Genomic DNA, 14287 nt, shown 5'->3' on the forward strand with positions numbered 1-14287 from the left:
GTTTATTGAGCGCGGACCCCTTGGCCACCGCCCACACCACCGGCAGCTCGCGTTCCGCGCGCACCCCACTCACCTGTTGGGCATTGAGCGCCAAATCATCGCCCAACACGCCGGCGGTTTTTTTTGCTGCCATTTTGGTCATCAGTGCGACATCGTCGAGCACCGCGGCAATGTCGTCGATTAGCACCAATAAATTTGCACTGGGCATGGGCGTTCCTTGTCTGTCAGTGAATTACAGCTGCGCCTGCAGCTCCGCCACCCGCGCCTTTTCGCGCTGGTGATCTTTTGCCACCAGCACGTACACCGAGGGCAGTACGTAGAGCGTCAGCATGGTGCCGATAGCCATGCCGAAGACTAACACCAAGCCGATGGCTATGCGCGCGCCGGCACCGGGGCCATCGGCAAAAATTAATGGCATGTGGCCCGCCACGGTGGCGATACTGGTCATCAGCACCGGGCGCAAACGCACCGAGGCAGCTTCGCGCACAGCGTCCAACTTAGACAGGCCCTCTTCCTGCAGCCGGTTAGCAAACTCCACGACCAAGATGCCGTTGCGGGCAATCAATCCCATTAGCGTTACAAGCCCCACCTGCGAATAGATATTCAAGGTGGTGGAAAAACCGTCGGTAAAAAACGGCAGCGGCATGGGCATTTTAATGAAGGTAAAAATTAACGCCCCAAATACTGCCAGCGGTACCGAGCCGGCCAGAATAACCACCGGATCGCGGAAGCTGTTGTACTGGGCTGCCAACACCAAAAAAATCATGGTTAACGCCAATAAAAAGGCCGGGAGAAAGGTATTGCCCTCGCGCTTTAACTGGCGCGACTCGCCGGTGTAGTCCACCGAATACCCCTGCGGCAATAGTTTGGCGGCCTCTTGCTCTAAAAACGCCAGCGCCTCGCCCAGGGGCAGGTGGGTATCGCCGCTCAATTTAACGGCATTGCGCTGTTGCATGCGGTGTATCGTGCGCGGCGCGGTCGAGTGCGTGAGGCTCGCGATTTGATCGAGGCGAATCAGCTGGCCCTGGGGGCCGGTGATATAAAGCGCCGACAAATCCTCTGGCGTGAGGCGCGCCTCGCGTTTTACCTGGGGTATCACCTTGTAACTTTGACCGGCCATATTAAATCGATTGACGTATCCCCCGCCCAACAGCGTGCCCAAATCCTGCGTCACTGTTTGCAAATCCAGCCCCAGATCTGCCACTTTTTCGCGGTCGATATTGAGCAGGTAATCGGGCTGGTCCACCTTCATGTCCAACATGGTGAAATTGAATTTACCACTGTTGTTAGCCACTTCCTGCAGAGCCAAGGCGTAGTCGTATATTTCCTTTGCACTGGCCGTGCCCGCCACCACAAATTCAACGGGGAAGTTGCCCCCGCCAGGCAGCGACGGCGGTGTCACCGGAAAAATGCGCACACCGGGAATCGCACCTAACTGCTGCTGCAGCTCGGGCTGGATTTCGAAAACGCTGCGCTCGCGCTCTTCCCAGGGTTTGGTGACCATGCCGGAAAAACCGCCGGTGGGAAAGGTGAGCTGAAAGGTAAAATCTGTTTCGGGCACGGCCATGAAGACTTCGTTGACAGACTTTGCGTAGAAAGACGCCTGCTCCAGTGTGGCGTTGGCGGGCGACTCCAAGATACCAAAAATAACGCCCTGATCCTCCAGTGGCGCCAGCTCTTTTGCCGATAGCAAATATAAAGGCAAACACAATAGAGCAATTCCCAGCCAAATCACGTACACCGCCGGCCGGTGGCGCAGGGTTTGCGCTAGAGTCTTGTTGTAGTACACCTGAAAGCGATCAAAAATTTTGCCCAAAGGCGCATTTAGGCTGCGATGGGGTTTGAGCATACGCGAGCCGAGCATGGGCGACAAAGTAATTGCCACAATGGCAGAGATAGTCACCGCGCCGGCTAGCGTAATGGCAAATTCGCGAAATAGAGTACCCGTTAAACCACCCTGTAAACCAATGGGTAAGTACACGGAAACCAATGTCACCGTCATAGCTAAAATAGGTCCCGCTAATTCGCGGGCCGCAATGATGGCGGCGGCAAAGGGTTTTTTGCCCTCTTGAATGTGGCGCTCGATGTTTTCAACCATGACGATGGCGTCATCCACCACCAGCCCTACGCTGAGCACAATGGACAAAAGCGTCAACAGGTTTAGCGAAAAGCCACACAACTGCATTATGAAGAGCGCGCCAATAAGCGATAGCGGGATGGCCACCACGGGGATAAACACCGAGCGACTGAAGCCCAAAAATAAGAAGATCACAACGATGATGATCAACAGGGTTTCGCTTAAGGTGGTGAGGACTTCGGTGATGGACGCGTCGATATATTTCGTGGCGTCGTAGGCCACAACGGCATTCAAGCCCGCGGGGAGCTCCGATTGTATGGCCTGCATCTCGGCATTCACATCTTTCATGACCGCCAGCGAGTTGGCGTTGGGCGCTACCCACACCCCCATAAATACGGCGGTATCACCGGAAAAGCGCACCTCCACATTGTAGTCTTCCGCGCCCAGCTCCACATCGGCCAGATCGCGCAGGCGCACTATGCCGTCGGCCGTGCGGCGCACCACAATGTTTTCAAAATCTTCAACGCTATTGAGGTCGGTATCTGCGCGCAGGTTAACCTGGGTATAACTGCCCAGTGTCTGGCCAATGGCGGCCTGCACGTTATTGCGCTGCAGCGCCTGGCGCACTTCCAGCGGCGTTACCCGCAACGCCGCCAAGCGATCGTGCTTAAGCCAGATGCGCATGGCAAAGACGCGCCCACCCAAGGTTTCGGCCTTTTGCACGCCGGCAATGGCTGTGAGCCTGGGCTGCACAGAGCGGGTTAAAAAGTCGGTAATTTGATTCTGATCCAGAATATCTGAGCTAAAGCTTAAATAGGCTGCGGCGAATTCGCTGTCGGCCGCCTCGATGGTAATGGTGGGCACCTCGGCTTCCGGCGGCAACTCGCCGCGCACCTGATTCACCTTGGCATTGATTTCCGTCATGGCCCGCAGTGGATCGTAATTCAATTGCAGGTGCGCGCGGATGGTGGAGCGATTCATGGCGCTTTCTGAATCGATATAATCGATGCCCTCGGCCGAGGCGATGGCGCGCTCAATGGGCGTGGTGATAAACCCGCGCACTAATTCGGCACTGGCGCCCACATAGACGGTATTGATGGTAATGCGTGCCACGTCGCTGCGTGGGAACTGCCGCACCGACAGCGAATTACCTGCCTGAAACCCCGCCAGTAGAATCAGCAGGCAAATCACCAGGGCAATCACCGGCCGCTGAATAAAAATATCGGTAAATTTCATAGTCTTTTTCGTTAGCGCATTAGGCCGCGTTTAGCGATCGGCCGGGGTCGGGTTTAAGCTCAAGGTGGGCGAAGGCTGATCGCTAACGGTTACCGCAGCACCGTTCATCAACTTAAATGCGCCGGCACTGACGATGGTTTGGCCGGCACTTAGGCCGCTGGTCACTGCCACAAAATCGCCGCGGGACTTGCCCAGCTTGACGAACTGCTGGCGCGCCACCGATTGTCCCTGCGCGTCGGTTTCGATTAAAAAGACAGTGTCGCCATAGGGCGCAAAGACCACCGCAGTACTGGGAATTGCCAACACTGGTTCCGGATCGGAGAGCAACACCCTCGCCTTGACCGCCATGCCCGGAATCAGCGCGCCGTCGCGATTATCGATGGACGATTGCACTGTGACATTGCGTGTCATTTCATCAATCTCTACGCCAATGGCGGTAATGATGCCGTTGAACTGCCGACCGGAACCGTCGCCGGCGGTGACTTCTACCGTCAAACCGCTGCTAAATTGCGACAACCAGAACTGTGGCACGGGAATATTGACCCGCACGCGCTGCGTGGCTTGCAGCGATACGATGGGCGTGCCCACCTGCAAATCCTGCCCTGGGTCCACCAACCGCAAGCCCAGCCGACCGGCGAAGGGCGCCCGCACTTGCTTTTTCGCCAGCGTTGCTTGCAGATTCTCTAACTCGCCCTGGGCCGACAGTAACTGCTGCTCGGCCGCGTCCAATTCACTTTGCGAGGCCGTCTTATTGGCGTGCAGTTTTTTCAGCCGATCAAAGGTGGACTGGGCCAAATTAAACCGCGCCTTGGCAGCGCTCAACTGCGCCTGTTCGTTGCTGGACTCTTGCACCAGCAGCAATTTTCCCGCCGCCACCCGCTCGCCGGATTCAAATCGAATCTGCTGCACCTTGCCTTGCACTTCGGCGGCGATAGTAATGCCTTCATCGGCCTCCACTGTGCCAATGGCTGCAAATTCATTGGGCCACTGCTGGGGGGCAACCACCGTGGCGCTAACGGATTCCGGTGGCATCGCAAAAAATTCTTCTGCCGAACCCATGGCGGCAAATTGCAATATTTTGGTGCCGCCAATCAGCAGCACAATAGCCAATAAACCGCCGAGGGCGAGGCCAATGGATTTTACTTTACTCATACAAAAGTTCGTTTTTTGGGTGAAATAGGCTTGCCCTGCCAGATCGCGGAATCTGACGCTGGGGAATGGCGATGGCCGCTGCACGATGCCACAGGGATGTTACACCTTTCGGTCGCATTTTTCGTCTACCGAGCGACATATCCCATAAATGACGCGTCAAAACGGCACAACCACAAAACGGGGGCCAGTGCCCCCGTCGACGAACCTCTCGGTAGCCCCCTTAAAGGCCTTTTGCCACCTTAGCCTTGCGCACAAGTTGCACAAACTCGGTGCGATAGCCGTAAGGGTCTGGACCTTTGTTGGCCTGTGCCAACGCCAGTGCATCGTCGTAAGACCAATTGCCGGTGTATTGACCACCTCGCAACAGCTGCGCAAAGCCCGCCACTGCGGTGGCAAATTGTGCGTCGCGCCGCAACCACTCGGGCAGTGATGCGTTTTCGGCACCGCTGTTGTGGGCGGGCACCGGTTGCGTTATCAACTTGGACACCTGTTCGCCCGGCAACTTATAGCGCAATTTCACAAAGGCGTATTCGCCCGCCTTATCGGTGCGCGGTACCGACGGCTTGTAGCGACTGTCGTCGATCAATGGCTGGGCGCCGAGGGGCGTAAATTCATAGATCGCGGTCACCGTGTGTCCCGCGCCTATGTCGCCGGCGTCCACCTTGTCGTTGTTGAAATCCTCGCGCGCAAGCGCTCGGGTTTCATAGCCAATGAGCCGATACTCCTGCACCTGTGCGGGGTTAAATTCCACCTGAATTTTCACATCTTGAGCGATGGGAAACAGGTTGCGCGTGGCCTCGGTTACCAGCACTTTCTGTGCCTCGCTCAGGGTGTCGATGTAGGCCGCCACACCGTTGCCATTTTGCGCCAGGGCTTGCATCAGTTGGTCCTGGTAGTTGCCCTGCCCAAAGCCCAACACCGACAGATAAATCCCTTTTTCGCGCTCGCGCTCCACAAAGCCCTTGAGCTCGTCGCGGTTGGTGATACCCACGTTAAAATCGCCGTCGGTCGCCAGCATGACGCGATTAACGGCGCCCTTTTCAAAATTTGCCGCGGCGAGTTCGTAGGCCAGTTTAATGCCCTGGCCCCCGGCGGTGGAGCCACCGGCGCGCAGTTGCTGTAGCGCATTGAGGATTTTTTGTTTGTCTTTTACGGCGGTCGGCTCCAGGACTGTGCCGGCTGCACCTGCATACACGGCAATGGCCACAGTGTCCTCTGGCGCCAGTTGCGACAGCAGCAATTCCATAGATTGCTTCACCAAGGGCAGTTTGTCCGGCGCGTCCATGGAGCCGGAGACGTCCAATAAAAACACCAGGTTAGTCTTGGGCTTTTCCGCAGGCGCCAGTTGGAAACCTTTGATGCCGATGTGCAACAGCTTGTTGCCCGCCGCCCAGGGCGAATCGCCGACGTATATGTGTGTACTAAAGGGCTGGCTAGCATCGGCGGGTAGCGGATAGTCGTAATCAAAGTAGTTGATCATTTCCTCTACGCGCACCGAGGCTTTTTGAGGCAGTAACCCTTGGTTCAGTTGCCGCCGCACAAAACTGTAAGAACTGGTATCGACGTCGATCGAAAAGGTAGACACCGGCTGCTCGCTGACGCGCTGCACGGGGTTGTCTTCAACCTGCTGGAAATCGTCGCGCCCCTGTACCTGATAGCCAGGCGGCGCCACTAGGTCGGCAGCCGGCAGGGTCTGCGGCGCGGCCATTGTCAGGCGTTTAACATCGGCCAGTTTGTGTGCTCGCCGCACCTCCGACTCGGCCACTGGCGCCGGCGCCGCCTGCAGTGCGTCGGCCGTGCTCTCTTTGGATGCGCTGCGCGCGGCAGTCACTACCACCTCTTCGCGCAGCGCTTCTGGGGCTGGACTGTCTTTGCCTTGGCGCGACGGTTGCGCCACCTTGAATTGCTCGACCTCGTCTGCCTCCTGCAATTCGGGTGTTATGACTGTATGGTCTAGCTGCTGCGTAACCATCAGGGTGAGTACCGCCACGCTTGCCGCCGCGACGCCGCTGTAAAGCCATTTGCGTTGAAAAAGTGCCATTGTTGTGTGTCCCAGGGTGGTGAATGTCCCCGTTAGACGCCAGCGCCGCCAAAATCCTTGGGGCGAGGGCAACTTTTCCTGTTGAATGCGATCAAATTCCACCAGCGCCGCTTGAATGGCGCGGGCTTTGGCGCCCTCGTCCACGGGCGCCTGCCGCGCTCCGGCGAGGGCCTCGGTTAAGGCCGCCTCTGAAGTCGTAGTTTTATCAGTCATGGGCTACTCCCGGAGTCCTGTTGCCACTGTGCGACGCGCTTGCGCACTTCGTGAATTCGCCAGGACACTGTGCTTTCTTTTACCTGCAATATCTCTGCGGCCTCTTTGTGGCTCAGGCCCTCGCCCAATACCAACAACACCGCCTCTTTAAACCCCTCGCCAAGCAGCGCGATCCACGCCAATACCGACTGCAAAAACAGCAGGCTTTCCGCGCGCCCACTCGTTGCCTGTTGGCCCAACGGCGACTCAGCATCCTCGCCCACCACGCGATCGCGCTGGTGGCGGCCCTGCGCTCGCTGCCAGTCCTTAGCGCAATTGATAACCAACCGATATAGCCAGGTGTGAAAGGACGATTCAAAGCGAAACTGAACCAGGCTTTGAGCGAGTTTGATGCAGGCGAGCTGGGCGATGTCCTCGGCGTCCTCGCGCACGCCGCACCAGCTCAGCGCAAAGCGGTAGATAACCGCGTACTCGCTGTCCACCAGGCGTGCGAAGGCCACCCGGTCGCCGGCCTGGGCAGCTGTGATCACTGGGTGCAAACTGTCTGTCACGCCATTTTTTCCAAGCGGTTTCCCTATTTAGACGGGGGTCGAGTCCATTTCCTTGGCGCGCGGTATTGCCAAGTAGTATTGGCGGCGAGCGGCGGGCAATTTTTCGATAGCATAGCGCAGGAGCGTGCGCGGCAGCACCGGTGTGTGGGCCGCGAGAAAATTCTCCAGAACCTGCGGCTCGCGCTTACCCGCTTCGCGCAGCATCCAACCCACGGCTTTGTGCATTAAATCTTCCGGATCTGCCAACAATTGCTGGGCCAGGCGCACTATGTCGTCCGTTTCACCGGCACGGATAAAGGCGAGACAGGCCAGCACCGCAATGCGCCTGTCCCATAAACTGGTAGAGGCCGCCAGTTCATCCAATATGCGGCGATCGCCCGCCAGTAAGTAAGTGCCCACCAGGTCTGGCGCCGACACATCCACCAGGTCCCAGTTGTTAATCCCGCGCCGATGCGCCAGGTAAAACCGGTAGAGTGCAGCCCGGTCGCAACCGCGACGCCGAGCCTGCTGCACTAAATTCACCAGCGCGAACATGCGCACTTCGTGCCAGGGGCTTTCAATCAAGTGCGTGGCCACCGCAAGCGACAGCGACCCCGCTTGCTTCGATGCAGCGCGCAGCACGGGCATGGGAATGCCAAGAAACTGGTCTCCCTCACCGTATTGCCCTGGCCCTGTTTTGAAAAACCGCTGCGCCTTGACCGCCTGTGCCGCGTCCGCCTGAGCCAATAAAGCGGCTTGCAGGCGCTCGGCGTCGAGGCGAGCGCTAGCCCCCAAAGGCAGCCTGCATGCGCTCGGCAATCTGCTCGGGGGTTAAGTCTTCCTTGTGGGTGCCCACTGTCCACACGTGGCCAAAGGGGTCTTTTAATGTACCCGACCGGTCGCCGTAGAACTGGTCTTCCAAAGGTCGCAATTGCGTGGCGCCAGCGGCCAGGGCCTGCGCAAACAGGGCGTCGCAATCGTCGGTGTACAGCATCAGGCTGACGCCTGCACCGCCCAGCGTCACCGGGCCAAGCGCGCCCTGCTCCGGCATTTCATCGGCGATCATCAGGTGCGAATTGCCTACTTTCATTTCTGCGTGGGCCACTTTGCCATCGGGCAAGGGCAATCGGAAAAGTTCCTCAGCATTAAAGGCTTGCGTGTAAAAGGCCAGTGCGTCGGCGGCGCCGTTAACCACTAGGTAGGGGGTCAGGCTGTGGTAGCCCTCGGGGATGGCGGGTACGGTCATCGTGCTCTCCTTGACAAAAAACGCCCAGCGGCCAGTCCGCCCAGCGCGGGCGCCGCGCTGGATGCGAGTGCACCAAGCCACTACAATGGCCGGCCCACGAGGCGCCCTAGAGACGATAACTGTAGCACCATGGCAAACCACCTGACGCTTCGCAATATCACACTGATCACCTTTCTGTTATTGGCCTGTGGCCTCATAGCCATCTGGTGGCTCGCCGACCTCAGCTGGGCGCGGCTGGCGCAGTTTTTTCCCGTGCTGTTTGTGGGCATCGGTGGCGCCACCATCGCCAACGCCAGCGGTGTGGGCGGCGGCGTCGTCTTTGTGCCGGTGTTTGACTACATCAACAGCGCGGATATTTTGTCGGTGAGCGCCACGCAAATCGTCGCCACCAGTTTTCTCATTCAATGCTACGGCATGACCACCGGTTCGCTCACCTGGCTCAACAAAATGCAGCGCCAAACGGCGCAGCCGGCCACCGGTATTCCACCGGCGCAATTCTGGGGTTTGATTGTCTGGGTGTTGGCGGGCTGCCTGCCGGCACTGCTGGCCACCCAGTACATTTTCGCCTTTGCGCCCGCCGATGTATTGTTTTGGTTTAAAAGCTTATCCATCTGCCTGGGTAGCGCGCTGCTACTAAGCGTGTGGCGCGACGACCCAAAGATAACACCCCGCGCGCAGCTCGCACGGCCGGATCTCTACGTGTTAGTGGGCCTTGGCGTGGTCGGCGGTTTTGCCACCGCGCTCTTCTCCGTGGGCGTAGGCGAGCTGGTGGCGCTGTATTTGTTTATTCGCAACTACCCATTGGTGACCTGCGCCGCCACCGCGGTAATTATTACCGCCGTTACCGTATTAAGCGGCATGGTGTTTCATTTGCTACACACCGATATTCCTTGGCTGCTGGCAGCATTTGCGGTGCCCGGCGCGGTAATCGGCGGCTATATTGCCCGCGGCTTTGCCTATTTTTTAGGGCCGCATCGGCTGAAGATATTGGCGGGTGTGTGGATTGTGGGCTCGAGCATCTATCTGCTCGCGGTGCATTAAGTTGAGGTCAGCGGCGCCATAACGATGCCAATTGGCGCCCCCACCCTGGCGCAGGCGGGGGCTTGTACCAACCTATGAATCGCTAGAAATTCCAGCGGCCATCTTGCACATCCAGTTCTTGAATCGCGCCGCCGTCTTTTTCAATCACGCACTTTACTTTGCGCGATACGGTGTCGCCCGCCATCACCGCGCGGTAGTTGTACATAAAGGTGAACACACCCCGGCGGTAATCGCTCATGGCGTTGCGGCGGAATTGAAAATCCGTCTGATCGGTTTGGCTGGCCGACACTTTTGCGTCGCACAGGGCGCGCGCATCCGATTGACTCAATCCGGCGGCAAAGGTGGGGGCGGCAACAAGGGCCAGAGCTGCAATGAATAAACGAGTGACCATGGGTATCTCCTGGTTCAAAATCGATGAGGTTGTTTGGGCAACTGCCAACCGTGGCATATAAGTCTTTTAACACAACGGTTGCATAACAAAACCTAAGATAGTTGCTTAAGTTGTTTTTTGCAACTAATATTCACATGCATTCAGAGGCAGAACTCAATGGTCAAAAACAACTTCTCCCACCTGTGTTGCCCGGTTGCCCGCTCCATGGATGTGGTGGGGGAAGCCTGGTCCATGTTGGTGTTGCGCAACCTGATGCTGGCCGGCGGCACCGGGCGCTTTGATCAAATGGTGGAGGAGCTGGGCATTTCCCGGAATATTCTCACCGAGCGTCTAAAGCGACTTGAACACGAGGCCATTCTGACCAAGCAACCGGTACAGGAAGGCGGGCGGCGTATGGAGTACAAGCTGACGCCCAAAGGCTGGGAGCTAATGCCTATCATGATTGGATTTGCTCAGTGGTTTGACCGCTGGCGGCCCGATCCCGAGCGCTCGCCGCTGACCTTTTTGGACCGCCGCGACCACCAGCCCATTCAACCGCTGCGAGTGCTATCGCACGATGGCCGTCCGCTTGGGCCGGCGGATATCTTACCGGTGTCCGAGGACTGACCGAGCTCGTCCAGCCAAGCCGCTGGCAGGGGCTTGCCAGCGTTAGCGCGCGCGAATCAATTCGGTAGGCTGGTGTAGTGGCTTTTTTCCAACCAGGCGCTCGAGCGGTAATCGGTGGTGTAGGCTGTCCCCACGTTGGTCCAGAATGAAGTGCGATTGAATTGAAACTGAGGCCGGTACAAGGGTAGTGCGCTGGCCAAGGGGTAACGCCGCAAACCCGACAGGCCATTTTTCTGGGTGGCCTCTAGAATGTATTCCCGATTGTCTTTTATCAGCACCACCCACGCGTGACCGCCGCCGTCGTAGGTGCCTAAAGCTACCCGCGCATCTTCACCCATATCGATTAACCAGTCGGCCAGCGCGATGGCGTGATCTTCGCAATCGCCACGGGTGTACAGGTAGGCCTGTCGGCTGGTCTGCCAGATTTCTTCGCCGCCGTGATTGAGTTTATCCAGCATGTAGCGCTTTTTACGGGCCAACACCGACAAGGGCACAAACACATTTGTAGTGACAAAGGGGCTAAATCCCTCTAGGTAGCCGTTCACAAAGTGGTGGCGCCTGTCCAAGCCCATGGCCGACCCGGTCGCCTGCTCAACGCCGTAGAACTTATAGGTAAAAAACGCCGACTTGTTTGCATCGGGCCCCAACAACTTATGCAACTGATCTTCATCGATGGTTTTCTGCGTATGCAGCAGGGTCACCCGACCGGGCTTGGGGCCATGGTGGGTTTGGCTGGTCTTTAATCGGGCCATGCCCGCCTGATAGGCCTGCTCCTCCAACTGGCGCGCGGCGTCCTGCTGTGCCTGCTCAGCGCCCTGCTCTTTGAGCTGCGATAAAAAATGCAGCGCCAGCAACAGCACCAGAGCCCAGTTGAAAAGCCGCCCCACTAACCCTTAAATCCAAAGGTCACAATAAGTGCGACAAAAATCAAAATTGACGATGCAAAGATGGCTACCGCCACATTGCCGTTCTTTAACTCCTCTTCGAAACTCACTGTTTTCATGAGCTTGTCGTCAATCAATAACAAGGCTTTTACACCCACAAATAATGCCACCAGGGTATACAGCAAGTTGACACCCAGGTTCATCAAGGTTGCCAGTAAAAAGTCCCACTCCATGCGTCATTCCTTCAAGCGATTTGAATAATTGATGTGCAGCTATCGCCGACGGGCAGGTCGGCTACAGCCGCGCAGTGTAGCCATTATCGTGGGCGCGACAACAGCAAAATTTTATGCGGCTCCGCGCGCGTGAATACACAACTGACGCCTTGACACTAGCCCGCCAGCGCCGGCATAGGCTGCAAATAGGCAAGCATCACCAGAGCAAACATTTCGGTCAGCTCCACAGCGGCGCCCACGGTATCGCCAGTGACACCGCCCAAACGCACGAGCATTAAGCGCCGTAGTAACAGCAACTGCACAGCTAAAACACCCCACAGCCACAGGCTATTGAGACCCACTAACGCCAACAGGCCGACACCCGCGGCCACTAAACACGTCGCAGCCCAGCCGCGCTGGAACCGCCCGTTGGCCGCCACCACCATCGGGCTCGCCAGCCCCTCGGCCCGAGCATAGGGGGTGGTGAAAAACAACAGCGCAGGCACGCAGCGCCCAATAACGGGCACCAACAGCAAGCTGGCCAACAACACGGCGCTCGAACTCCACAACCACAGGTGCGCTAGAGCCGTCACTTTTACCAACAACACGCAAGCCACGGTCATAACCGCCGCAGAGCCGGCCCTGGGATCTTTCATAATGGCTAGGCTGCGAGCCCGATCGCCCAGACCGCCCAACCAGGCGTCGGCGGCGTCTGCCAAGCCGTCAATATGCAAGCCGCCAGTGAGGAAAACCCAAAGCGTTATCAGCAGCGCAGCATTCAGCGCCACCGGCCCCGGCGGTAGCAACCAGGCCAGCGCGCTCAACACGCCGCCCAGCAACAAGCCAACCAGCGGGAAAAAGTACATGACCCGCCGCTGGTGTACATCGCTAACCTCTGCCAACCGAGGCGCCGGCACGCGGGTTAAAAACATGACCGCCAACCAAAAGCTAGTTTTCATCGGTCGCCCGCCCATTGTGAAAAATCAGCTGCGGCCAATCGGGTTGATCGGGCGCGTGAAAGTAGCGCACCAGCGACAGGCAACCGTGCGGTACGTGCAGGTGCGACAGCGGCCGCAGGGGCATGCCCAATAGCTCTGCTAACAGTCTGCGCAGCACGCCGCCGTGAGTCACCAACACCAACGTTTGGCCGCGATAGGCGCCCAATAGCGACTGCCAGCCCGCCCTGACCCGCGCCTGAAAATCGGGCAGGGTTTCCGCTCCTGGCGGTGGGTGTGCCACAGGGTCTCGCCAGAAGGCGCTAATTGCCGCCGGTGCCGCCTGCTCGATGTCCTTTACGGCCCGCCCCTCCCAATCGCCAAAGTCTATTTCGGCAAAGGCCGGTTGCTCGACACAGGGCAGGGATCGCGCCGCTGCAAAGGCCCGAGCCGCGGCGCTACAGCGTTGCAGAGGCGAGGTGGCCACCGCCGCCAGAGGCGGCAAACTCGCCAGGCGATCGAGCAATTGTCGATGGCCGGCTGGCGTACAGGCCGAATCGGTGCGGCCGCGAAAAATCTGGCCGCCTTCGCAGGCGCCGTGGCGAAGCAAATAGATGCTGGTGGGCGTCATTCGCCTTCGGCCACACCGGCCTCGGCAAAGGTGGCCATGTTGTTGTGCAGGTCGCAGGCCATGCGCAACAAGGGCACCGCCAGTGCGGCGCCGCTGGCTTCGCCCAGACACAGCCCCAAATCCAGTAGCGGCGCGAGCGACAGCGCATCCAGTACCGCGCTGTGGCCCGGTTCCGCCGAGCGATGAGCAGCGAGTAGCCAGGGCCGCACGCTCGGGTTAATGCGCACGGCGGTCAGCGCCGCCACGCCACAGATGTAACCATCCACTAGCACGGGGAGGCGGGCCTGAGCGCAGGCAATGTAGCAGCCCACCAGCGCGGCAATATCAAAGCCACCCAGGCAGCGCAACACTTCCAGGGGCGCTGTGACCGCGCCGTGATATGCCAGAGCCTGCTTGATCACCGCCACTTTGTGGGCCAGTCGGCTATCGTTGAGCCCAGTGCCCGGCCCTGTGAGCTGCTCCGCCGGTTGCGCCACCAATCGAGCCAACATAGCCGTGGCGGCGGTGGTATTGCCTATGCCCATTTCACCAGCTACGAACAACTCGCAACCGTCTTCCACCGCGCGCGCTACCGCTTGGCGCCCAGTTTCCAGCGCCCGTTCCAGTTGGCCGCGGCTCATGGCATCGGCACAGCGAATATTGCCCGACTGCGGCGCGATCACCTGACACTGCACCCCGCGCGATTCGTGTACCGGTGCCACAGTCCCCAGATTCACCACCTCAAAAGCGGCCCCGAGCGACTTGGCCAACACCGTGATCGCCGCGCCGCCATTGATGAAGTTATCCACCATCTGGGCAGTGACCGCCTGCGGGAAGGCGGAAACCTGCTCGGCGCAGACGCCATGGTCTGCGGCAAATACGCAGATATTTACGTGTTTCAATTCGGGGTGCTTGCGATGTTGCAGGGCGGCCAGGTGGGCAGCCAGGGTTTCTAAGCGCCCGAGCGAGCCTGCGGGCTTCGTCAGCTGGCGCTGCCAGGCGAGCGCCTTGGTGCGGTGCTTTTCGCTAGGCACCTGACCGGGGTGCAAATACCACTCTTGCATGTGCGCATCCTTTGGTTACGACATCCGTTAATTGAATACCACGACGCGG

15 protein-coding genes are annotated in these 14287 nt (G+C 58.6%); 2 read left to right on the forward strand and 13 right to left on the reverse strand.

Going from position 1 to position 14287, the window contains the following annotated elements:
* The 7 genes from ACW8F6_RS00030 to ACW8F6_RS00060 all read right to left on the reverse strand — a co-directional run.
* The coding region (locus ACW8F6_RS00030; protein ID WP_491573780.1) for a DUF808 family protein at positions 1–208 on the reverse strand (208 nt) is incomplete at its 3' end.
* 24 nt (positions 209–232) lie between these two features.
* Complete coding sequence (locus ACW8F6_RS00035) at positions 233–3313, reverse strand: efflux RND transporter permease subunit (RefSeq protein WP_491573781.1); 3081 nt, start codon at positions 3311–3313, stop codon at positions 233–235.
* A gap of 30 nt (positions 3314–3343) precedes the next feature.
* Entirely contained in the window at positions 3344–4465 is a 1122-nt protein-coding gene (locus tag ACW8F6_RS00040; RefSeq protein WP_491573782.1) for an efflux RND transporter periplasmic adaptor subunit, read from the reverse strand.
* Positions 4466–4685: 220 nt separating this feature from the next.
* Entirely contained in the window at positions 4686–6719 is a 2034-nt protein-coding gene (locus ACW8F6_RS00045) for a vWA domain-containing protein (RefSeq protein WP_491573783.1), read from the reverse strand.
* Positions 6716–7270 carry an RNA polymerase sigma factor gene (locus ACW8F6_RS00050; protein WP_491573784.1) on the reverse strand — a complete coding sequence of 185 codons (555 nt, stop codon included), beginning with the start codon at positions 7268–7270 and terminating at the stop codon, positions 6716–6718. The genes ACW8F6_RS00045 and ACW8F6_RS00050 overlap by 4 nt, the downstream gene beginning before the upstream one ends.
* A gap of 27 nt (positions 7271–7297) precedes the next feature.
* Entirely contained in the window at positions 7298–8044 is a 747-nt protein-coding gene (locus ACW8F6_RS00055; RefSeq protein WP_491573785.1) for a DNA alkylation repair protein, read from the reverse strand.
* A complete protein-coding gene (locus ACW8F6_RS00060; protein ID WP_491573786.1) occupies positions 8034–8495 on the reverse strand; it encodes a VOC family protein in 462 nt (153 codons plus the stop codon). Before ACW8F6_RS00060 ends, ACW8F6_RS00055 begins: the two co-directional genes overlap by 11 nt.
* 129 nt (positions 8496–8624) lie before the next feature.
* On the opposite strand from ACW8F6_RS00060, the gene ACW8F6_RS00065 reads away from it, so the two are divergent.
* Entirely contained in the window at positions 8625–9536 is a 912-nt protein-coding gene (locus tag ACW8F6_RS00065) for a sulfite exporter TauE/SafE family protein (RefSeq protein WP_491573787.1), read from the forward strand.
* An 82-nt stretch (positions 9537–9618) separates the two neighbouring features.
* Here ACW8F6_RS00065 and ACW8F6_RS00070 read toward each other — a convergent pair whose 3' ends face one another.
* Positions 9619–9927, reverse strand: a complete 309-nt coding sequence (locus ACW8F6_RS00070; RefSeq protein WP_491573788.1) for a hypothetical protein — start codon at positions 9925–9927, stop codon at positions 9619–9621.
* Between the two features lie 156 nt (positions 9928–10083).
* Between ACW8F6_RS00070 and ACW8F6_RS00075 the strand changes: the two genes are divergently transcribed.
* On the forward strand, positions 10084–10533 hold the full coding sequence (locus ACW8F6_RS00075) for a winged helix-turn-helix transcriptional regulator (protein ID WP_491573789.1): 450 nt from the start codon (positions 10084–10086) through the stop codon (positions 10531–10533).
* A gap of 56 nt (positions 10534–10589) precedes the next feature.
* Here ACW8F6_RS00075 and ACW8F6_RS00080 read toward each other — a convergent pair whose 3' ends face one another.
* The 5 genes from ACW8F6_RS00080 to cobT all read right to left on the reverse strand — a co-directional run bounded on the left by ACW8F6_RS00080 (position 10590) and on the right by cobT (position 14238).
* The gene (locus ACW8F6_RS00080) at positions 10590–11420 is read right to left on the reverse strand and encodes a transglutaminase domain-containing protein (protein WP_491573790.1); all 831 of its coding nucleotides are present in this window, start codon (positions 11418–11420) and stop codon (positions 10590–10592) included.
* Entirely contained in the window at positions 11420–11650 is a 231-nt protein-coding gene (locus tag ACW8F6_RS00085) for a DUF350 domain-containing protein (RefSeq protein WP_491573791.1), read from the reverse strand. Before ACW8F6_RS00085 ends, ACW8F6_RS00080 begins: the two co-directional genes overlap by 1 nt.
* A 155-nt stretch (positions 11651–11805) precedes the next feature.
* Positions 11806–12588 carry an adenosylcobinamide-GDP ribazoletransferase gene (gene cobS / locus ACW8F6_RS00090; protein WP_491573792.1) on the reverse strand — a complete coding sequence of 261 codons (783 nt, stop codon included), beginning with the start codon at positions 12586–12588 and terminating at the stop codon, positions 11806–11808.
* A complete protein-coding gene (locus ACW8F6_RS00095; RefSeq protein ID WP_491573793.1) occupies positions 12578–13195 on the reverse strand; it encodes a histidine phosphatase family protein in 618 nt (205 codons plus the stop codon). The genes cobS and ACW8F6_RS00095 overlap by 11 nt, the downstream gene beginning before the upstream one ends.
* A complete protein-coding gene (cobT, locus tag ACW8F6_RS00100; protein WP_491573794.1) occupies positions 13192–14238 on the reverse strand; it encodes a nicotinate-nucleotide--dimethylbenzimidazole phosphoribosyltransferase in 1047 nt (348 codons plus the stop codon). The genes ACW8F6_RS00095 and cobT overlap by 4 nt, the downstream gene beginning before the upstream one ends.
* Positions 14239–14287: the final 49 nt, after the last annotated feature.

The sequence above is a fragment of the Simiduia sp. genome, from assembly GCF_058345725.1.

Coding starts and splice junctions, on each gene's coding strand:
- ACW8F6_RS00035 (WP_491573781.1), bottom strand. CDS start 3,313: ATGAAATTTACCGATATTTTTATTCAGCGGCCGGTGATTGCCCTGGTG.
- ACW8F6_RS00040 (WP_491573782.1), bottom strand. CDS start 4,465: ATGAGTAAAGTAAAATCCATTGGCCTCGCCCTCGGCGGTTTATTGGCT.
- ACW8F6_RS00045 (WP_491573783.1), bottom strand. CDS start 6,719: ATGACTGATAAAACTACGACTTCAGAGGCGGCCTTAACCGAGGCCCTC.
- ACW8F6_RS00060 (WP_491573786.1), bottom strand. CDS start 8,495: ATGACCGTACCCGCCATCCCCGAGGGCTACCACAGCCTGACCCCCTAC.
- ACW8F6_RS00065 (WP_491573787.1), top strand. CDS start 8,625: ATGGCAAACCACCTGACGCTTCGCAATATCACACTGATCACCTTTCTG.
- ACW8F6_RS00070 (WP_491573788.1), bottom strand. CDS start 9,927: ATGGTCACTCGTTTATTCATTGCAGCTCTGGCCCTTGTTGCCGCCCCC.
- ACW8F6_RS00075 (WP_491573789.1), top strand. CDS start 10,084: ATGGTCAAAAACAACTTCTCCCACCTGTGTTGCCCGGTTGCCCGCTCC.
- ACW8F6_RS00085 (WP_491573791.1), bottom strand. CDS start 11,650: ATGGAGTGGGACTTTTTACTGGCAACCTTGATGAACCTGGGTGTCAAC.
- cobS (WP_491573792.1), bottom strand. CDS start 12,588: ATGAAAACTAGCTTTTGGTTGGCGGTCATGTTTTTAACCCGCGTGCCG.
- ACW8F6_RS00095 (WP_491573793.1), bottom strand. CDS start 13,195: ATGACGCCCACCAGCATCTATTTGCTTCGCCACGGCGCCTGCGAAGGC.
- cobT (WP_491573794.1), bottom strand. CDS start 14,238: ATGCAAGAGTGGTATTTGCACCCCGGTCAGGTGCCTAGCGAAAAGCAC.